Source organism: Streptomyces sp. B6B3, assembly GCF_039871525.1.
Taxonomy (GTDB): domain Bacteria; phylum Actinomycetota; class Actinomycetes; order Streptomycetales; family Streptomycetaceae; genus Streptomyces.
In genome coordinates, this window is record NZ_JBDPLU010000021.1 from 1 (window position 1) to 20982 (window position 20982).

General features: G+C 74.5%; 9 protein-coding genes. 7 read left to right on the forward strand and 2 right to left on the reverse strand.

The window, feature by feature from the left end; translation table 11 throughout:
- Window positions 1–236, forward strand: a 236-nt coding sequence (locus tag ABGB06_RS31710) for a 3-hydroxyacyl-CoA dehydrogenase family protein (RefSeq protein WP_347596186.1), incomplete at its 5' end; no start/stop codon positions are given.
- A 111-nt stretch (window positions 237–347) separates the two neighbouring features.
- Here ABGB06_RS31710 and ABGB06_RS31715 read toward each other — a convergent pair.
- Entirely contained in the window at window positions 348–8282 is a 7935-nt protein-coding gene (locus ABGB06_RS31715; protein ID WP_347596189.1) for an amino acid adenylation domain-containing protein, read from the reverse strand.
- Window positions 8283–8314: 32 nt separating this feature from the next.
- Entirely contained in the window at window positions 8315–15526 is a 7212-nt protein-coding gene (locus tag ABGB06_RS31720) for an amino acid adenylation domain-containing protein (RefSeq protein WP_347596192.1), read from the reverse strand.
- A 236-nt stretch (window positions 15527–15762) separates the two neighbouring features.
- Here ABGB06_RS31720 and ABGB06_RS31725 point away from each other — a divergent pair, with 236 nt between their 5' ends.
- The 6 genes from ABGB06_RS31725 (at window position 15763) to ABGB06_RS31750 (ending at window position 20932) form a co-directional block, all read left to right on the forward strand.
- Window positions 15763–16566 (forward strand): alpha/beta fold hydrolase, encoded by an 804-nt coding sequence (locus tag ABGB06_RS31725; protein ID WP_347596194.1) that lies wholly within the window; start codon window positions 15763–15765, stop codon window positions 16564–16566.
- A 141-nt stretch (window positions 16567–16707) separates the two neighbouring features.
- Complete coding sequence (locus tag ABGB06_RS31730; RefSeq protein ID WP_347596196.1) at window positions 16708–17271, forward strand: VTT domain-containing protein; 564 nt, start codon at window positions 16708–16710, stop codon at window positions 17269–17271.
- 212 nt (window positions 17272–17483) lie between these two features.
- On the forward strand, window positions 17484–17798 hold the full coding sequence (locus tag ABGB06_RS31735) for a winged helix-turn-helix domain-containing protein (RefSeq protein WP_347596432.1): 315 nt from the start codon (window positions 17484–17486) through the stop codon (window positions 17796–17798).
- Window positions 17795–18064, forward strand: coding sequence for a hypothetical protein (locus ABGB06_RS31740; RefSeq protein WP_347596199.1), 270 nt, complete (start codon window positions 17795–17797; stop codon window positions 18062–18064). Before ABGB06_RS31735 ends, ABGB06_RS31740 begins: the two co-directional genes overlap by 4 nt.
- 247 nt (window positions 18065–18311) lie before the next feature.
- Window positions 18312–20540 carry an MMPL family transporter gene (locus ABGB06_RS31745; RefSeq protein WP_347596201.1) on the forward strand — a complete coding sequence of 743 codons (2229 nt, stop codon included), beginning with the start codon at window positions 18312–18314 and terminating at the stop codon, window positions 20538–20540.
- A gap of 173 nt (window positions 20541–20713) precedes the next feature.
- Window positions 20714–20932 carry an MbtH family NRPS accessory protein gene (locus tag ABGB06_RS31750; protein ID WP_347596203.1) on the forward strand — a complete coding sequence of 73 codons (219 nt, stop codon included), beginning with the start codon at window positions 20714–20716 and terminating at the stop codon, window positions 20930–20932.
- The last annotated feature ends 50 nt before the right edge of the window (window positions 20933–20982 follow it).

The following is a 20982-nucleotide window of genomic DNA, read 5'->3' on the forward strand; positions in this document are numbered from 1 at the left end:
GCCCCGCCACCGTCGACCGGATCTTCCGCGACTGCTTCGGCCACCCCACCGGGCCGCTGGCCACCGCCGACCTCATCGGCCTGGACACCATCGTCGACACCCTCAACGTCCTGCACGAACACACCTCAGACCCGCGCTTCCACCCCAGCCCGCTACTCCTGAAACTCATCGCCCAGGGCCGCACCGGACGCAAACGAGCCGCAGGCTTCCACGACTACCCGACGGCCATGGGCTGAGACCGAAGTCGAAAACCAGGTCCCACGACGTGTCCAAGGGTCGATACCGACACGTCAGCGGCGTACCTAAGGCCCGGACCCTGGTCGGCCCGATGAACCGGCCGCGGCGGTCTACAGCTCATGGCTGCGCGCGTCGCCCTCGTCGGGTCCGCCGGGCCCGTCGGGCACCCTGCGGAGATCGCGTTGGTCGACCAGCTCCGCCATGGCCTCGATGGTCGAGTGCTCGAAGAACAGTGCGACGGGCAGTTCCTCACCGCAGAGGCGGGTGAGTTCTCCCCGGATCGTCAGCAGTGTCAACGAACTCCCCCCGATCTCGAAGAGCTTGTCGCGCGTCCCGAAGCCGCCGTGTCCCAGGACCTGGCACCAGATCCGGTGGACGGCCCGTTCCGTCTCGGTGCGGGGGCCCCTGGCGGTGGGCGCCGGGCCGTCATGGTCTGGCGCTGGGGGAGCGGTCGCCTCGTCGCCGGGGGTGGGCAACGCGTCCCGGTCGATCTTCCCGTTGGGTGTCAGCGGCAGCTTCGGTAGCGGCACAATCGCCGCGGGCACCATGTGGCCGGGCAGCCGGGCTGCGGCGAACTCGTGCAGCGGGCGGGCCCGGACCTCCCGCGCGGCGCCGGTCACGCCGGTCACGTAGGCGATCAGGCGTCGGTCGCCCGGCTGGTCCTCGCGGACGACCACGGTGGCCTGGGCGACATCCGGATGGGCGGCGAGGACGGCCTCGACCTCGCCGAGTTCGATGCGGTAGCCGTTGAGGTTGGCCTGGGCGTCGGCCCGGCCCACGAAGCACAGGCGGCCGTCGGCCGTCCACCTGGCCAGATCGCCGGTGCGGTACATCCTCCCCCAGGCCCTGGCGGCCTGGGAGGTGCCCCCACCCGGCGGCCTGGGGGCCTGGGAGGTGCCCCCACCCGGCGGCCTGGCGGCCTGGGAGGTGCCCCCACCCGGCGGCCTGGCGGCCTGGGAGGTGTCGCCGAACGGGGCGTCGCCGAACGGGCAGGCGACGAAGCGTTCCGCGGTCAGGCCCGGCTGGCCGACGTAGCCGCGGGCGAGTCCGGGGCCGGAGACGTAGACCTCGCCGATCGCCCCGACCGGCACCGGGTTGAGGAAGTCGTCGAGGAGATACACCCGCGTGTTGCCGATCGGGCGGCCCACGGGCGGTGGCTGGTCGTCGGGGGAGACGCCCGCGTCCACGGGACCCACGGTGGTGACGACGGTGGCCTCGGTGACGCCGTAGCCGTAGATCACGGTGGCCTGGGCGGTCCAGCGGCTGGCGAGGTCCGCGGTCAGCGATTCCCCGCCCACGATCCACGTCGCGACCCCCGGCACGGACGCGGGGTCGAGCACCCCCAGCAGCGACGGCACCACGCTCGCCACCGTCACGCCGGAGGCGCGGACCATCCGCGCCAGCGCCTGGGGGTCGGCGCGCTCCTCGCCGGACGCGATCGCCAGCGTCCCGCCCGTGCCCAGGACCAGGGCCACGTCGAGCACGGAGGCGTCGAAGCTGAACGAGGCGAACTGGAGGGCGGTGACGTGCCCGTCGGTGCCCAGCATCGGACGCATGGCGTCGACCAGGTTCATCAGGCCCCGGTGGGCGACCGCTACACCTTTCGGCCGGCCGGTTGACCCCGAGGTGTAGATGACGTAGGCGAGTCGGTCGAGTTCGGCCGCCGCCTCCGGGGGCTCGGGCGCCTCGCCCGCCGCCGCGCGTTCGGCGTCGCTCAGCGACACCGGCCGGGCCCCGCCCGTCGGCAGCCGCGCCAGGTTCCGCGCGTCGCCCAGCACCACCGCGGCTCCGCTGTCGGAGACCATGTAGGCGAGCCGGTCGGCCGGGTACTCGGGGTCGAGCGGCACGAAGGCGCCGCCGGCCTGCCACACCGCCTGGATCGCGACGATCATGTCCACCCCCGGCGGCAGGCACAGCCCCACCCGGACCTCGGGGCCCACGCCCAGGCTCGTCAGGTGACGGGCCAGCCGGTTGGCGCGGGCGTCCAACTCGGCGTACGACACCGCCTCGTCGCCGCGTCGGGCGGCCACCGCGTCGGGTGACCGTTCGGCGTGGGCCCGGATCGCCTCGGGCAGCGTGCCGGCTGAGACCGGCGACGCCGTGTCGTTCCACTCCGACACCACCAGGGACCGCTCGGCCGGGTCGAGCGGCTCCATGTCCCGCAGCGGCGCCCCCGGGTCGTCGGCGATCTGTCGCAGCACCCGGGCCACCCGCGCGATGACGGCCCTGGCGTCGTCCTCCTCGACGAGGTCGGCGCGGTAGTTGAGCCAGAACTTCAGGTCCTCGGCCGGGAGGACGACGAGCGCGAGGGCGAACTCGGACGACTCCCGCAGCACCGAGCCGGTGACGGTGAGGCCGCTGACGGCGGGCCGCTCCGCCAGGGAACCCGGATAGTTCTCGAACGCCACCAGCGTGTCGAAGCCCGCTCCCGGCCCGGCGAGCCCGTGGATCTCGGTGAGCCCGAGGTGCTGGTGCTCCAGGAGCGCCGACTGCTGGGCCTGCGTCCGCACCAGCAGCTCCTCCAGGGAGTCAGCGGGGTCGAGGCGGACACGGACCGGGACGGTGTTGGTGAACAGGCCCACCATGTCCCGCATGCCGGGCAGTTCGGCCGGCCTGCCGGCCACGGTCGTGCCGAACACGACGTCGCGTCGGCCGGTCAGCTGCCGGACCACCAGGGCCCAGGTGACCTGGACGAGGGTGTTGACCGTGACCCCGCACCGCCGCGCCGTCGCGCGCACCGCCGCCGCCAGCCGCGGATCGGGCTCGCTGGTCACGATACGGGTGAGGTCGGGGGTGGCCCTCGGGCGGTGCGGGGCGACCAGCGTGGCCTCCGCGACGCCGTCGAGCGCCCGCCGCCACGCCCGCCGCGCCGCCCGCAGGTCCCGCCGCCCCAGCCAGGCCAGGTGCGCGCGGTGGGGCGTGACCGGCGGCAGCCCGCCCGCGTCGCCGCCGGCGGCGTACCCGGCCCACAGCTCACGGAGCAGGACCGACAGCGACCAGCCGTCCAGCACGATGTGATGCAACGTGACCGCCATCCGGTGCCGATCCGGCGCCGTGCGCAGCAGGGCCACCCGGAGCAGGGGCGGCCGCGCCAGGTCGAAGCCCCTGGCCCGATCCTCGACACAGAGCCGTTCCGCCGCGGCCAGCGCCGCCGCACCGTCGAGCCCGGTCAGGTCCTCCGACCGCCAGGGCAGCGTCACATCCCCGGCGATCAGCTGCACCGTCCGCTCCGACCCGTCCAGCCGGCGGAAGCCGGCCCGCAGCGTGGGGTGCCGTTCCACCAGCGCCTGCCAGGACACCCGCAGCGTCGCCGCGTCCAGCGGTCCCGCCAGGTCGATGACCAGCTGCTCCACGTACACGTCGGGGGCGCCCGGCTCGTCGAACAGGGAGTGGAGGAACAGCCCCTCCTGGAGCGGAGAGACCGGCAACACCTCGGCCAGGCTGGGTGTTTCCCTCTGCCACGCGTCGATCTGCGCCTGGTCGACCGTGACCAGGGGGAAGTCGGACGGGGTGTGGCCGCCGGAGCCCGGCCGTGCGGCGTGCGCGGCCAGGCCGGCCAGCATCGCCGCCCAGCCGGCCACCAGCCGGCGCACCTCCGGTTCGTCCAGCAGCCGCGCGGGGCACCCGAGGCGCAGCGTGAGCACCGGCCTCCCCTCCGGCCCGTCACCGACCGCGCAAAGGATCTCCAGCGCGTGCATCACGGGCGCCCGCGCGGGCGCGTCCGCGCCCACCTCGGCCCCGCCGGTCCGCTGGCCCAGGTAGTTGAAGCCGATCTGGGGCGTCGGCAGCGCGGCCAGGGTGGGCGCGGTCGCGGGGTTGAGGTGACGCAGCAGCCCGAAACCGAGTCCGTCACCCGGAACGGCGCGCACCTGCTCCTTGACGCGTTTCAGCACCCGACCCGCGGCCGGGCCGCCCGCCCGCACCTCGGCCGGGTCCACGGCCCCCGCGTCCAGCCGGACCGGATGCAGGGCGGTGAACCAGCCCACGGTCCGTGACAGTTCCATCCCCTCGCCCAGCGGCACCCGCCCGTGGCGCTCCACGTCCACGAGGAAGCCGGCGGCGACCTCGGAGCCCCGCCATTCGGTCACCGCCGCGGCCAGCCCCGCCAGCAGCACCTCGTCGACCCCGGCGTGGAACGCCCCAGGAACCGTCCGCAGCAACGCGTGGGTGACGTCCGGCGGAACGGTGACCGACACCTGGCGCACGGTCGCCTCCAGGTCGCGATCCGGGTCCACGGGCTCGGGCGTCAGCGCCGGGTCGCGCTCTCCGACCAGCCGCCGCCAACGCGGGAGCTCGGCCAGGCGCCGCTCGTCGCCGGCCTCCCTGACCAGGGCCCGTGCCCAGGCCCGGAACGACGTGCCGGCCCGCGGGGTGTCCGGTTCCCGGCCCGCCACCGCCCGGCACGCCTGCGCCAGCTCCGGCAGCAGCACCCCCCAGGAGACCGTGTCGACCACCAGGTGGCTGGCGACGATCAGCAGCCGCCCCGGAGCGTTCCGCCCGGCGTCCAGCCAGACCGCCTGCGCCATCACCCCGGCCAGCGGGTCCAGTCGGCGCACCGCCGCGCGTTCGTGTGCCCGCACCAGGTCGGTCAGGTCCCGCCCGGCCGCCTCGATCCGGCGCACCCACGACTCGACGGGCACCGGCTCCGCCTCGGACACCACCAGCCGCGCGTCCGGTTCCGTCTCCAGCCGCGCCCGCAGCACGTCGTGCCGCCGCACCACCGTCCGCAGCCCCGCGACCAGCACCTCAAGGCTCAGCTCGGCGGGCGTCTCCACGACGCCCCACTGCACGAGCTCGCCCATCCCGTCGGGCCCGACCCGGTCGAGCACCTGACGCGCCACCGGGGTCAGCGGCACCTCGCCCACCCCCGGCTCGCCGGCGTCCGGTGCCGCCCCGTCCGTCGGGACGGCGACGGCCGCCAGGGCGGCGGGGGTGCGCAGCCGGAACACCTGGTGGGAGGTGAGGGCCAGGCCGGCGCGGTGGGCACCAGAGACCAGCAGCATGGCCAGGATGGAGTCGCCGCCGAGCTCGAAGAAGGACGCGTCGGCGCCGACCTCCTCGGCGTCGTCCAGCCCGAGAACCTCGGCGACCAGCCGGCAGAGCGTGGCCTCCACGGGGGTGGCGGGGGCACGTCCCCGGTGCCGGCCGGCCGCCTCCGGGGCGGGCAGGGCCGTGCGGTCGATCTTGCCGTTGGGGGTCAACGGCAGGGCGGGGAGGACCATGACGGTGGCGGGGACCAGGTGCGCGGGCAGGATCCCGGCCACATGGTCGCGCACCGCCTCGGGGTCGGGACCCGGGTCGGGCCCGTCGGAGGTGTCGGCGGCGTCGGCCACGACGTAGCCGACGAGGCGGCGTTCGCCCGCCCGGTCGTCGCGGGCGACGACGGTGGCCTGACGTATGCGGGGGTGGGTGGTGAGGGCCGCCTCGATCTCGCCGGGCTCGACGCGGTGGCCGCGGATCTTGACCTGGGCGTCGGCGCGGCCGTCGAAGTGCAGCTGCCCCGCGTCGTCCCAGTGGGCCAGGTCGCCGGTGCGGTACATCTGTTGGCCGGGCCGGTCGCCGTGGGGGCAGGCGACGAAGCGTTCCGCGGTCAGGCCCGGCTGGCCGACGTAGCCGCGGGCCAGGCCGGGCCCCGAGAGGTAGAGCTCGCCGGTGACGCCGGCGGGCAGGGGGCTCAGGAAGGCGTCCAGGACGTGGGCCCGGGTGTGCGGCAGCGGCCGGCCGATGGCCGGGGCGGGGTCGTGGGGGGCGAGGCCCGGGCTGATCGGCTCGGGGGTGGTGGTGGCGACGACCGTGGCCTCGGTCGGGCCGTAGGCGTTCCAGACGCGGGCGTGTCGCGTCCACCGGGCGGCGAGGCCGGCGGTCAACCGCTCCGCGCCCAGCACCCAGTTCTGCACGCCGGGGACGGCCTCGGGGTCGAGGACGGCCAGCAGGGAGGGGAAGACCAGCGCGACCGACACCTCCGCCCGGCGGATCAGGTCCGCCAGGGCTCGCGGTTCGGTGCGTTCGCCGCTGCCGGCGATCGCCAGGGTCCCGCCGGCCGCCAGCGTGGTGACCACGTCGTGGACGGCGGCGTCGAAGCCGAAGGAGGCGAACTGCAACGCCGTCACGCCCTCGCCCACGCCCAGCACGGGGCGCATGGCCCGGGCCAGGCCGGCCAGGCCCCGGTGCGTGACGGCCACGCCCTTGGGACGCCCGGTGGAGCCCGAGGTGTGGATGACGTACGCCAGGTGCGCCGGGGTGGTGTGCGTCTCCGGCGCGGCGGCCGGCGCCGCCGCGCCGGCGTCCCGGGCGTGCGGGTCGTCCAGGAGCACCACGCGCGCGGCGGCGGGGAGCCGGGCACGGGTGGCTTCGGTGGCCAGAACCACGGTCGCGTCGGCGTCCTCGACCACGTGGGCGAGACGGTCGGCCGGATGGTCGGGATCCAACGGTACGAAGGCGCCGCCGGCCAGCCACACCGCCAGCATCGCGACGACCGTGTCCACCCCACGGGGCAGGCACAGGGCCACCCGGGACTCCGCGCCCACCCCGAGACCGGCCAGGTGGTGGGCGAGCCGGTTCGCGCGCCCCGCCACCTCGGCGTACGACAGCGCCTCCTCCCCGCAGCGCAGCGCGACGGCGTCCGGCGTGCGGGCCACCTGGGCACGGAAGAGGTCCAGCCACAGCTCGTCGGCCGGCGGACGGGCGGCGGCGGGGTCCGGCTCGGCCGCCCGGTGGCGGGAACGCCCGCCGGCACCGGTCAGGTCGCTCCGGCCGAGCGGCGCGGCGGGGTCGGCGACGGCCTGGTCCACGAAGCGCAGGAACGCCCGGTGACCGCCCCGGGCCCAGTCGCGGTCGTAGACATCGGGGTTGGCGTCCAGGGTGATCCGCAGCGCCTGGCGGGTCCACCGGTCGGCCAGCACCCCGAACTCGTCCACCCGGCGGATGGCCAGGTTGTCCCGGATGACCCCCCGGCTTCCGCCGAACCACACGTCGTCGGCGCCGGTCGGCAGGATGTTGACGTACGGCCCGAAGAACCACCCTTCGCCGCCGGGCCAGCCCAGCTCGCGGCGGAGCCGCTCGCCCCGGAACCGCTGGTGGTCCAGCAGGTCGCGCACCGCCGACTCCGCCTGCCGGGCCAGCCCGGCCAGGTCCGCGCCCGCTTCCACGGTCAGCCGCAAGGGCAGCATGTTCGCCATCGTGCACGGCGTGGCGCGCTCCTGGGCGGTGACCCGGCCGGGCACCGCCAGGCTCAGCACGACGTCGCGCGCCCCCGTCAGGCGGCTGACGAAGCCCGCCACGGTCGCCAGCAGCACCCGCGACCGCCGCACGCCCGCGCCGTCGGCCGCGGCGGTCAGCGCCGCCACCGCCGGTGCCGGCAGCCATCCCGTCTCGTGCAGGGCGCCCTCGCGCGCCAGGGACGGGCGACCGGGCACGCCGGTCGCTTCCGGACGGTCGGCGAACCGGTCGTGCCAGTAACGTCGGTCGCGGGACCAGACGTCCGACTCCCGGTAGGCGGCCCGCTGCTCCCACAGGTCGCGGAGCGGTGCGTGTCCCGCTGGCCCCGGGGTCTCACCGCGCAGCAGCGCGGTGTACACCTCGGCCACCCGGCGGGCCACCAGCGCGCAGCCGAAGCCGTCCACCAGCAGGTGGTTGTGGCACTGGAAGAGCAGGAAGTGATCCGGTGCGAGCGTGAACAGGGTGAAGGAGAACAGCCGGTCCCGCGTCGGGTCGGAGGCCCGCCACAGCTCCGCACGCATCCTCAGCTCGGCCGTCCGTCGGGGGTCCGGTTCGGCGCTGAGGTCGACGACCCGCGGCCCGGGGTCCGGCGGCGGCCCGAAGCTCTGCGACACGCCGTCACCGCCCTCCGCGAACCGCGCCCGGAAGACCTCCGTCTCGGCGACGACCAGCCGCAGCGCCGCCTGGAGGACGCCGATGTCCACGGGGCCCCGAATCTCGACGTGCTGACCGACGTTGTACAGCTGGGAGCCCCGCATGCCCTGGGCCAGCCAGATCTCCTCCTGGCTGTCGAACAGCGGCAGTGCGTGTCCGGACCGCTCGTCCATCGTTCCCCTCCGTTGCTGCCGGTCCTCGCGAGTCACGGGCGTGCCGGGCGACGGGTCGTCGCAGCCGAGGCGTCCGGCAGGGCCTGGAGCCGCCGTGTGACCAGGCGCCCGATGCGCGCCACGGGGTCGGGGTGGAGCATGCCGGCGTGGTCGACGGCCACCTCGTGGGTCTCGATGTCCCCGGCGACGAACGGGCTCCAGAGAGTGCGCGCCCGGGCCAGGGGGAGCTCGGCCGGCCGGTCCTCGGTCGCGAGGAAGAGGAGCAGGCCGCCGTGGAAGCGGCGGGGCGTGTGGCGGCGGAGCAGCCGCGCCGTGTGCCGGGTGACCGTCCTCGTCCGCTGCTGGAACGGGTCGTCCTCGGCGTGCTCGTCCCGTTCGCCGTCGCCCCAGTCGAAGTCCTCGGGAAGGTCCTCGGGAAGGTCCTCGGGGATGTCCGTCAGGGGTTCCGACGAGGGGCGTGGCGGGAAGGCGTCGAGGAGCGCGAGCAGTCCCACCTCCTGGCCCCGCCCCTGGAGTTCGGTGGCGACGGCGTGGGCCAGCACGCCGCCCAGCGACCAGCCGAGAAGGTGGTGCGGGCCGGTGGCCCGGAGCTCGCCGATCCGGTCGGCGTAGTCGGCCGCCATGGCGGGGATGCCGTCAGGCAGGAACTCGGGGCCGGCCAGCCCTCGCGCCTGGAGCCCGTAGACGGGCTGGTCGGGCGGCAGGTGGGGGAGCAGGGCCGAATAACCCCAGCTCAGTCCGGTGCTGTGGTGGAAGCAGAACAGCGGGGCGCGGTCACCGGCCGGCCGCAGCGGTATCAGCACGGCCAGGTCGTCTGGGTGCCGCCCGGTCCGGTCGCCCCGGCGCGGCGCGGGGAGAGCCCCGGCCCGCGGGGCCCGCGTTCGCACGGTCCGCGCCGCGCCGCGGGGCGTGGGCGCGGCGAAGAGGTCCCGCACGCTCAGCGGCACGCCGAGTTCGTCGCGGAGGCGTGCGGTGAGGGTGACCGCCAGCAGCGAGTCGCCGCCCGAGTCGAAGAAGTCGGCGTCGGCGGCCACCCGCGTCACGCCCAGCACCTCGGCGAACAGGCCGCGCACCGCCGCTTCGACGTCGTCCGCCGGCTCGTCCGCGCCCGCCGTCTCACTCCCGGTCTCCCGGGTGGCGGTGGCGGGGTCGGGCAGGGCGGCCCGGTCGATCTTGCCGTTGGGGGTCAACGGCAGGGCCGGCAGGGCGACCACCCGGGCGGGGACCAGGTACGCCGGCAGCCGGGCCGCGGCGAAGTCCCGGACGGCGGCGGGGTCGACGCCGTCGCCCGCGGGGACGACGTACCCGATCAGGCGTCGGTCGCCGTGGCGGGTCTCGCGGACGGTGGCGGCGGCTTGGGCGACGGCGGGATGCGCGACGAGCACGGCCTCGACCTCGCCGGGCTCGATGCGGAAGCCCCGCACCTTGACCTGGTCGTCCGCCCGGCCCGCGAAGTCCAGCCGGCCCTCGGCGGTCCACCGGGCCAGATCCCCGCTGCGGTACATCCGCCCGCCCTCGACGAACGGGCAGGCCACGAACCGTCCGGCGGTCGCTCCCGGCTGGTCGACGTAGCCCCGGGCCAGTCCGGGGCCCGTGATGTACACCTCGCCCACGGTGCCGACGGGAGCCGGCTGGAGGACGTCGTCCAGCACGAACACCCGCATGGCGCCGATCGGGCGGCCGATCGACGGCGGCGCGTCCTCCGGGGTGATCCCGGGGTCCACCGGCGCCGCGGTGGTGATGACGGTGGCCTCGGTCGGCCCGTAGGTGTTCCACACTCGTGCCCGCGGCGTCCAGCGCGAGGCCAGGCCGGCGCTCAGCCGCTCCGCGCCCAGCACCCACGTCGACACCCCCGGCACCGACTCCGGGTCCAGCACGCCCAGCAGCGACGGCACCACGCTCGCCACCGTCACGCCCGCGGCGCGGATCAGGCCCGCCAGCGCCTCGGGCTCGGTGCGCTCCGCGCCGACCGCGATGGCCAGCGTGCCGCCCGCGGCCAGCGTGGTGACCACGTCCAGGACCGCGGCGTCAAAACTGAACGACGCGAACTGCAACGCCGTCACGCCCTCGCGGACATCCAGCACGGGTCGCATGGCACGAGCGAGGTTGACCAAGCCCCGGTGGGACACCGCCACGCCCTTGGGCCGCCCGGTGGAGCCCGAGGTGTAGATCGCGTACGCCAGCTGGTCAGGCAGGATCGTCCCGCCCGGCGGGGCGCCGGTCGGGCCGTCAGGTCCCCGGGTGTCCCCCGAGGGGACCCGCGCCGCGGCGTGTTCGGCGTCCACCAGGGTCACCGCCCGCACCCGCGACGGTAGTCGGGGCAGGCCGCCGGCGCCGAGCACGACGGCGACGCCGGAGTCGGCGACCATGAGGTCGAGGCGTTCGGCCGGATGGTCCGGGTCGAGCGGCACGAACGCCCCGCCGGCCCCGAGCACCGCCAGCATCGCCGAGATCATGCCCACCCCACGCGGCAGGCACAGCCCCACCCGGGTCTCCCGGCCCACCCCCAGGCCGGTCAGGAAGCGGGACAGCCGGTCCGCCCGCTCCTCCAACTGGGCGTACGTCACGGTCTCGGCGCCACAGCGCACCGCCACCGCGGCCGGCGACGCCTCGACCCGGGCCCGGAACAGCTCAAGCCACGTCTCCGGCGGGCCGGGGGACGCCGGAGACGGCGTGGCGTTTCCCCCCGACACCAGCAGCGCCCGTTCGGCCCCGTCCAGCACGTCGATCCCGCTCAGCCGCAGCCCCGGATCCCGCGCGACCTGCTCAAGCACGCGGGTCAGCCGGTCCGTCAGGGCCCGCGCCGTGGCCGCCTCGAACAGGTCGGCGGCGTAGACGACCCCACCCTCCAGGCCAGCCGGCGTACCGTCCGGGTCGTGCCGCTCGACCAGCTCGACCGACAGGTCGAAGCGGGCCGGCGGCGGCGTCGGTGACCGGACCGGCGACACGGTCAGGCCGGGCAGCTCCCACCGGGCGTCCGGCGTGCTCCGCACCGCCAACATCACCTGGAACAGCGGGTTGCGGGACAGCGACCGGGCCGGGTTGAGCACCTCCACCAGCCGCTCGAACGGGACGTCCTGGTGCGCGTACGCCGCCAGGTCCGTCTCCCGCACCCGGCGCAGCACCTCGATGAACGTGGGGTCGCCGCGCAGATCGGCACGCAGCACCAGGGTGTTGGCGAAGAAACCCACCAACTCCTCCAGCCGAGCCTCCCCGCGCCCGGCGATGGCGGTGCCGATCGGCACGTCCCGGCCCGCCCCCGTGCGGGCGAGCGTCACCGCCAGCGCGGCGTGCACCACCATGAACACCGTCGCCCGGCGCTCGGCGGCCAACCGCACGAGCCGCGCGTGCGTCCCGGCGTCCACCGTCGCCGGCACCGCCGCGCCGCGGAACGACGCGACCGCCGGGCGGGGCCTGTCCCTCGGCAACCGCGTTTCGGGTGCCAGGCCCGCCAGGGCCGTGCGCCAGTACGCCACCTGGGCGCCGGCGAGACCGTCCGGCTCGTGCCACTCGCCCAGCACCCGGCGTTGCCACAGCGCGAAGTCGGCGTACTGCACGTCCAGCGGCGGCCACGCGGGCGCCCGGCCCGCCCGCCGCGCGGCGTAGGCGGTCGTCAGGTCGCGCGTCACCACGTCCAGCGACCTCCCGTCGGACGCGATGTGATGCATCACCAGCAGCAGCACGGCGTCCGCCGGCGCCAGCCGCAGCAGCCACACCCGCCAGGGCAGGTCCACCCGCACGTCGAACGCGCGGCCGCTCAGCTCGGCGAGCAGTCCGGGCAGCTCGTCCTCGTCGGGCACGTCCCGCACGACGAGCCCCGGGCGACCGGCCTCACCCGTCAGGATCCGCTGGTACGGCGTGCCGTCCACGGCCGGGTGGACCGTCCGCAGCGCCTCGTGCCGGTCGGCCACGTCTCCCAACGCCGCGCGCAGCGCGGCCACGTCCAGCGGGCCCGACACCCGCAGCGGGAGCGGCAGGTGGTACGCGGCGGCCGCCCCGTCCGGCCGGTCGGCGTCCAACTGGTTGAGGAACCACATCCGACGCTGCGCGAACGACAACGGCACCCGCTCCGGCCGCGGCTCCGGCCGCAACGCCGTCCGTGGCCCGCGTCCCGCCGCCTCGATCCGCCGGGCCAGTCCGGCAGCGGTCGGTTCCGCGAAGAACTCCCGGATGCTGATCCCGGCGTCGAGGTCCGCCTGGACCCGGGCGACCACCCGCATGGCCAGCAGCGAGTCGCCGCCGAGGTCGAAGAAGTCGTCCTCCGCGCCCGTCCGTTCCCGGCCGAGGACCTCGGCGAAGAGCGCGCACAGGGCGGCCTCGGTCCGGGTGCGGGGCTCGCGGCCGGCGGACCCGCCGGCGAGGTCGGGGGCCGGCAGCGCCGCGTGGTCCACCTTGCCGTTCGGCGTCAGCGGCATGGCGTCCAGCGGCACGAAAGCGGTGGGCACCATGAAGTCCGGCAGCCGTTCGGCCGCGTACCGCCGCGCGGTCTCGGCGACCTCCCCGGCGACCTCGTCGCCGGGCGTTCCCGGGCTCTCGGGCACCACGTACGCGACCAGTCGCCGGCCGCCGTCGGGGGCCGTGCCGACCGCCACCGCCGCCTGGGCGACCGTCGGGCACCGTCCGAGCACGGCGGCGACCTCGCCGGGTTCGACGCGGTGGCCGCGGATCTTGACCTGGTCGTCGGCGCGGCCGAGGAACACCAGGTCACCGTCCGCGGTCCGGCGGACCCGGTCGCCGGTGCGGTACATCCTCCCCCAGGCCCTGGCGGCCTGGGAGGGGGTGCTCGTAGCCGGGGCGAAGGGGTTGGCGACGAAGCGTTCGGCGGTCAGGCCGGGGCGGCCGAGATAGCCGCGGGCGACGCCGGGTCCGGTCACGTACAGCTCGCCGGGGACGGCGGGGGGCACGGGGCGCAGGCGGTGGTCGAGAACGTGCAGCCCGAAGCCCGCCCGAGGCGAGCCCAGGGGCAGGACGTCCCACGGGCCAGGGGTGCCGGGCGGTCGGGTGTGGACGGTGGCGCACAGGGTCGTCTCGGTGGGGCCGTACAGATGGCGGATCTCCACCTCGGGGCACGCCTCGGCCACCTGGGCGACGGCCCGGACGGGCACCACGTCGCCTCCGGTGAGGACATGCCGCAGGCCGGCGAGGCACGCGGGGTTCTCCTGAGCCACGACGCGGAAGACGCCCGCCGTCAGGTGCACGGCGGTCAGGCCCAGGTCGGCGACGAGGGCGGGGAGTTCGACCGGCCCGACGACCCCGGCGGGGGCCACCGCGACGGTGCCGCCGTTGAGCAGCGGCACCCAGATCTCCAGGGTCGCGGCGTCGAAGGTGTGCGGGGCGTGGAACAGCGTCCGGCCCGTGGGGACGCCACCCCAGCAGGGGTCGGCCGCCAGGGCCGCGACACCGCCGTGGGTGGCGGTGACGCCCTTCGGGGTGCCGGTCGAGCCGGAGGTGTACATCACGTAGAAGGCGGAGTCGGCGGTGACGCGGACCGAGGGCGGCGGGGCCGGGTCGGCGGTGCCGGCGGCGGCCCTCCGCAGGACATCCTCGGTCACCACGAGAGTGGGCGCGGCGTCCGCGAGCAGGGCGTCGGCGCGATCCGCGGGCTCGTTCGGATCGACGGGCACGAAGGCGGCACCGGCCTTGGCGATGCCGAGGAACACCACCAGCAGTTCGGCGGAGCGCGGCAGGGCGACCGCGACCAGGTCACCCGCGGTCACTCCGAGGGAGGCCAGCACGTGGGCGAACGCATTGGCGCGACCGTCGAGTTCGCCGTAGGTGAGACTGGTGTCGCGGGACACGACGGCCTCCCGGTCGCGGTGGCGGGCCACGACCCGGTCGAAGGCGTCGAGCACCGTGTCCGCGGCCGCATCGTCCGCGGCCTCACCCTCCGCGGCGGGGAGGACCGCGGCGGCGCCGGCGGTGAGCCGCTCCCGTTCGCCCGGGAGCAGCACGTCGATCTCGGCCACCGGGAGCGAGGCGTCGCCGGCGACACCCTCCAGCACCCGCACCAGACGGGCGGCCAGCGTCTCGACCTCGTCCCGGTCGAACAGGTCGGGCCGGTAGGTCAGCTGGACGTCGACGGCCGTCGCGGACAGCACCAGCGGGTAGTGGGCCGCGCTCCGGCCGCCGGTCGCGAGCACCCGCACACCGTCGCGGAGGGTACGGGCCGCGTCGGGGTCGAAGCCCCCCACGGTGGCCGGGGAGCTCTGAAAGTCCGTCAGGGTGTCGAACAACCCGCGGGTTTCGACGAGCTGTCGCACCTCGGTGAGGCTCAGGTGCTCGTGCGGCAGCATCGCGGTCTGCTCATCGAGGAGCCGGCCGAGGAGACGCGCCAGCGACTCGTCCTCGGCCCACCGCACCCGAACCGGCAGAGTGGTGAGGAACATGCCGACGCCGCGGTCGATGCCCGGGACGTCCGGCGGCCTGCTGGAGGCCGTCGTTCCGAACACCACGTCCGCCCGACCGTGCAGCCGGCCGAGCAGGATCCCCCAGGCGCCGCGCACGAGCGTGCTCGGGGTCACCCCGAGCCGCCGCGCCTGCCGCCGCGACGCCGCGGTGAGCGCGGGGGAGAGGGGGAGGGACAGGCGGACCGGATCGGTGGGCGCGCCGGTGCCCTTGCCCGGCGCGACCAGCGTCGGCTCCGCCCCGGAAAGTGCCGACCGCCAGGCCGCGGCGGCGGCCTGGCGGTCCTGGCCGGCGAGCCAGGCAAGGTACTCCGAGAAGGGCGTGGCGGGCGGCAACGACGAGTCGTCGCCGCCGCTTTCGTACAGCGCCAGCCACTCCTCGAAGAGCAGGTGCAGCGACCAGCCGTCACAGATCAGGTGATGGAGGGTGAGCACCACGCGGTGCAGGTCCTCGCCGAGCCGTAGCACGAGCACCCGCAGCAGCGGAGGTCTGGTCAGGTCGAACCGGCGGAGCCACTCCCGGCGCGTCGCCGCCTCCACGGCGGCCCGGTCCGCGCCGGGCAGGTCCAACTCGGTCCAGGGGGCCGCCACGTCGCGCAGGACCACCTGCACGGTCTCGCCCGTGTCCAGAGTGCCGAATCCGGCCCGCAGCGACGCGTGCCGGAGCGTCACCTTCCGGAAAGCGGCCCGCAACGCGTCGAGATCGAGTGGTCCCGCTAATTCCAGCCAGCCCTGTCCGCGGTAGACGTCGGTGGTCTCGGGGTCGTACTCCGCGTGGAAGAGCATCCCCTGTTGGGTGGCGGTCAACGGCCAGATATCTGCGATCGCGCGCATTCCCATGCCCGACCCTCCCGTTCGGTCCGGCCGAACTCACGGCCCATCACGATGACCGGGACTGCCGTCAGGAAAGTACCAGTCGGCCGATGCCTTGTCTCCCCTGTCGTCGACGAATTCGGCGCTTATAGCGGCCGTATAGTCCGAAGGCCGATACTGGAAGGACCCGCGTCACGGCCGGCATGCCTAATGCGGCGGCACGGGTTCGTGAAGCGTTTTTCCCCGCGACAGCGCAGGAGCGCATGATGAGCGGTACCGGTCCTTTCCGGCGGTTCGTGTCGCGTCCCGGCTCGCGGGTGCGCCTGTACTGCTTCCCGCATGCCGGGGGCGCGGCCAGCGCGTTCCGCGACCTGGCGCACGCGCTGCCGGAGACGGTCGAGGTGACGGCCGTTCAGTACCCGGGGCGCCAGGACCGGCACGGAGAGCCCGCCCCGGAGTCCGTCGCCGAACTGGCGGAGGAGATCGTGGCGGTGATGGACGCGCCGTTCGATCGCCCCACCGCGTTCTTCGGGCACAGCATGGGGGCCCTGGTGGCCTTCGAGGCCGCCCGTCGGCTCCGGCCCCGCTTCCCCTCGCCGCTGCACGCCCTCTTCGTTTCGGCCTGCGAGGCGCCCGCCGAACGAACCCCCAGGGGTCTGTCGTTCGGGGAGGACGACGTCCGGTCCTTCCTCCGCGAGATCGGTGGCGAGGGCGCGCGGGCGATGGAGCGGGACGAGGAGCTGTGGCGGATCGCCTACCCCGCGTTCGCCGCTGACCTGCGACTGGTCGAGACCTACCGCTTCGCGGCGGGCGCCCCGCTGACCTGCCCCCTGATCGCCGTCGGCGGCCACGAGGACGCGTCCGTCAGCCCGGCCGACCTGGCCCGGTGGCAGGACTACGCCATCGGCGGTGCCGAGGTACAGGTCCTGGACGGCGGGCACTTCTACCTCGACGACTCGCTGCCCCGGTTGGTGACGCTGTTGTCGGACCGGCTCCTGCCCACCGAGCGCCCGCCGGCGGGCGCCCTGGTCGCCGGGGACGAGCCGAGCCCCGCCGAGAGACCCTGAGGCCGCTCGTCCGCGACCCCTAGGGGCCAGTCCGCAGTTTCCCCCGAGTCGGTCTCCCCGGTGTTGCTTCTCAGTTTTGGCACCTGCAAGCTTTTCTAGGCAGGTGGTGTCCGGCGAGCCGTAACCGTGGGAGTGGTCGACATGACAGACGCGTGGTGGATGTACGCGATCCTCGTCCTCGTCACCCTGCCGCCCATGGTGCCGAACTCCGCGCTGCTGGTCGGCGCGGGGACGCTCGCCGCGACCGACGTCCTCAGCCTCATACCGTTGCTGCTCGTCGTGCTGAGCAGCATGGTCGTGGGCGACGCCCTCGTCTACTGGGTGGGGCACAGATCGAGCGGCCGCGCGCGGGCGTGGCTGTCGCGCGGTGCCCGGCGCCGTTCGATGTTGGAGTGGCTGACCGGGCGGCTCCAGCGACACGGTGTGCCGGCGGTGATCGCGGTGCGCTTCGTGCCGGCGGGCCGCGGGCTGGGCGGGCTCGCCGCGGGGGTCACCCGCTTCCGGCTGCGTGACTACCTGATCGGCGCGGCAATCGCCGAGGCGATCTTCGTGTCGTACACCACCGGGTCCGGTTACGTGAGCGGGCGCCTGCCCGCGCACGACGTCTCCCCCCTCGTCATCGGTCCTGTGGTGTCGCTGCTCGTCGCGGGCGTCGCCGTGGTCCTGCGGCGAGGGCTCGACCGACGCCTGGGAACGGCCCTGTGAGCGGGATGGTGGTGAGTGCGCCCGACCATGACGACGTCACACACGTGGCAGCGCCCCAGGGCATCGGAAGCGTCCGGAGCATCCGGAACGACTGGGGCACCCGGAGCGGCTGGGATGTCTCGGACGTCCCCCGGGCGGCGGAGTCGTCGTTACGGACCCTCGGGTGGTGCGCGGTGAACGCCCCGCTCCCCGACGGGGACAGGCTGCTGCTGATGCTGGGCACGCTGTCCAACCCGCACCGGCTGCGCGTGATCGCGGCCCTGTCCCGTCGGCGCACCTACGTGAGCCGGCTGGCGCGTGAGCTCGGCATCAGCCGTCCGCTCCTCCAGGCCCATCTCAAGAAACTCGAGGTCGCGGGGCTGGTCCAGGCCGACCTGGAGGTGTCGAGCGACGGGAAGCTGATGAAGTACTACGAGGTGACGCCCTTCGTGCTGCACCTCACCCCCGAAAGCCTCGCGGCCGCCGCGCTGACGCTCGGCTCGCCCGACGACGCCCAACAGAACGGCGAGAAGGGAACCCCGTCATGAACGACCGGGACGTGACGGAAGTGATCGGCGCCGTCGGGATCTTCGGAATGATCTCCGTGGTGGTCACCATCGTCGTCTGGAACATGGCGGCGACCTGGCGGGCGCGGGCGACTCTGGCGCGCGACCACGAGTACCGGACGCTCGCCGACCAGGCGGTCCAGCAGCAGGAAGCCCTCCAGCGCCAGTTGGCCGACATCGTTGACCGCATCACCGATCTCCAGGACCGGGTGCGGTCGATGGAGCGGATCATCAAGGAGATCGAGTGACCGGGTGAGGAACACCCCGGACCGCCGAGCGCCTGGTGACGACTCGGCGGGAGACACCCCACCTCGCCGCCCGGCGAGTTGTCGAAGCATCGCCTCTTTTCACCTTTCACGGAAGGACCGTGGTCACATGCTGCCCGAAGACAGCGGCTTAGGAGCGCAAGGAGAGCAGGGGGCCGCCGGTCCGCCGAGTCGCTTAACGACGGAGGAGTCCCCGGACGGGGCATCGCGCGGCCACGGCGGCCAGGGCGTGTTCATCGAGCGGATCGCCGGATGGTCGATCCGGCACCGCGGCCTGGCGATCGGCGGCTGGCTGGCGTTGGTCCTCGTCTCCGTGCTGGCCAGCGGCCTGCTCGCGGGCGGCAGCGCCGGCGTGGCCGACCCCGGGGAGTCCGGTGAGGTGAGAGAGGTGGTGCGGGCCCAGGAGAGTTACGAACCGGTCCTGGAGAACGTGCTCGTCCAGCCGCTGGGCGACGGCGGCGGTGACTTCCTGGACGACCCCGCCCTCGTCAGCGCGACCGAGGACCTGGTGGACGAGTTCGCCAGGACCCCGGGCATGGTGACCGGTCTGCGCACCCCGCTCGACCCGGGGGCCGAGGAACTGATCTCCGACGACGGCCGGTCCGGCCTGGTCACCTTCTTCGTCGCCGGACCCAACGACGAGATGGACGCGCACATCGACGGCGTCATCGCGGCCGTCGAGGCGGTGGCCGAGCGCCACCAGGACGTCCGGGTGGCGCAGGCCGGCGACGTGAGCCTGTCCCGGGCGGTGGACGACGCCGTCAAGGACGACTTCGCCAGCGCCGAGAGGACGTCGCTGCCGCTCACCCTGCTGATCCTCCTGGTGGTCTTCGGCGCCCTGGTCGCCGCGTCGATACCGCTGCTGCTGGCCGCCACCACGGTGGTGGCCACCTTCAGCCTGCTGCAGGTGTTCGAGCAGTGGGTCGCCGTCAACAGCGCCGTGACGGCCATGATCCTGCTCGTCGGCGTCGCGGTCAGCGTCGACTACTCGCTGTTCTACCTGCGGCGCGAACGCGAGGAACGGGCCGCGGGACGCGGCGTCCTGGAGTCGCTGCACATCGCGTCGCGCACGTCGGGCCACGTCGTCATCGTCTCCGGGGTGACGGTGGTGCTGTGCCTGTCCGGCCTGCTGCTCACCGGCCTCGACGTGTTCCGGGGCCTCACGCTCGGCACGGCGCTGGTCGTCGTGCTGGCGATGACCGCCTCCGTGACGGTGCTGCCGGCCCTGCTCGCCGCCCTCGGACACCGCGTCGACAAGGGCAGGGTGCCCTGGCTCGGCAGGCGGCGGACCAGCGCGGAGCCGTCCCGGGGCTGGCAGCGGCTGGCGCGTTCCGTGGTCGCCCGGCCGACACTGTGGGGCAGCGGCGCGGTGCTGGTGCTGCTCGTGATGGCGATCCCCGCGATGAACATGAGGCTGCAGGACGCGCCGGTCGTCAGCAGCCTGCCGCGCAGCGCGCCCACCGTGGACGCCGCGATCCGGATGCAGGAGTCCTTCACCGGCGCGCCGACCCCGGCGCGCATCGCGGTGTGGGGCGTCGACGGTGGGAGCGCGGACAGCCCGGAGGTGCTCGCGGCGGTCGACGCGCTGGACCAGCAGATCGCGGAGAGCGACGGCCTGCTGGCCGGGCCGGTCTCCACCGTGCGGATCGACGACGTGCTCATGGTGCGCGTCCCGCTCGCCGGCAGCGGCACCGACGACGTCTCCAACGAGGCACTGGAACTGCTGCGCGAGGTCGTCCTGCCGGAGGTCTTCGACGACGTCGAGGACGTCGACTACGCCGTCGCCGGCCGGACCGCCTTCGCAGAGGACTTCAAGGACCAGGTCACCGGGCGGACCGCCCTCGTCGTCGGGTTCGTCCTGGTGTTGGCCTTCGTCCTGCTGTTGCTGGTGTTCCGCTCGCTGGCCGTCCCGCTGCTGTCGATCGTGCTCAACCTGCTGTCGATGGCGGCCGCCTACGGGGTGTTGACCTGGGTGTTCCAGGACGGCCACCTCGGCTCGCTGCTCGGCTTCACCGCGTACGGCGGCGTGTCCAGCTGGCTGCCGCTGTTCATGTTCGTCGTCCTGTTCGGCCTGAGCATGGACTACCACATCTTCATCCTCAGCAGAATCCGCGAGCGGCGGTTGGCTGGTGCCACCGCCCGGGAGGCCGTCGTCGGCGGCGTCTCGGCCAGCGCCGGAGTGGTGACCAGCGCGGCCGTCATCATGATCGCCGTGTTCAGCGTCTTCATCACCCTGTCGGCCATCGAGAACAAGATGATGGGCGTGGGGATGGCCGTGGCCATCCTGATCGACGCGACGCTCATCCGCGGTGTCCTGCTCCCCGCCGCGATGGCACTGCTCGGCGAGCGCGCCTGGCACCTGCCGGGCCGCCGCGCGGAACCGGCCGACCCCCCGCAAGCCGCGGCCGGGGCCCCGGCCGAACGGGTCGGCGCCGCCCCGCCGGGCGCGCCGCGCTGACCCGGTCCTTCATGTGCCCTCCGGCCCGGCCCGACACCATCGGGCCCGGGCCGGAGGGCTTCTTCCTCCCGCCGGCCCCCATAGCTTCGGTATAGACGGAGTATTGGCTGCCCGAGAAAACTGCTGCGCCAGGATGTGGAATTCTCCAAACCACGTATGGAGCAGGATTTCTCATGGCTGATGAGCAGGACGACGACCAGATTTACCGCGTCGTGGTCAACGATGAGGAGCAGTATTCCATCTGGTGGGCGGACCGCGAGTTGCCCGCCGGTTGGCGTGCCGAGGGCACCGAGGGAAAACGCCCGGAATGCCTCGCGCGCATCGGTGAGGTGTGGACGGACATGCGTCCCCTGAGTCTTCGGCGACGCATGGAAGAGCAAGCGGCGCACTGACCGCTCGCCGCTCGGGCTCCAGGCGCCGGGCGATTGCCTCAATCCCTTGT

Coding starts and splice junctions, on each gene's coding strand:
- ABGB06_RS31715 (WP_347596189.1), bottom strand. CDS start 8,282: ATGGACGAGCGGTCCGGACACGCACTGCCGCTGTTCGACAGCCAGGAG.
- ABGB06_RS31725 (WP_347596194.1), top strand. CDS start 15,763: ATGATGAGCGGTACCGGTCCTTTCCGGCGGTTCGTGTCGCGTCCCGGC.
- ABGB06_RS31720 (WP_347596192.1), bottom strand. CDS start 15,526: ATGGGAATGCGCGCGATCGCAGATATCTGGCCGTTGACCGCCACCCAA.
- ABGB06_RS31740 (WP_347596199.1), top strand. CDS start 17,795: ATGAACGACCGGGACGTGACGGAAGTGATCGGCGCCGTCGGGATCTTC.
- ABGB06_RS31750 (WP_347596203.1), top strand. CDS start 20,714: ATGGCTGATGAGCAGGACGACGACCAGATTTACCGCGTCGTGGTCAAC.
- ABGB06_RS31730 (WP_347596196.1), top strand. CDS start 16,708: ATGACAGACGCGTGGTGGATGTACGCGATCCTCGTCCTCGTCACCCTG.
- ABGB06_RS31735 (WP_347596432.1), top strand. CDS start 17,484: ATGCTGGGCACGCTGTCCAACCCGCACCGGCTGCGCGTGATCGCGGCC.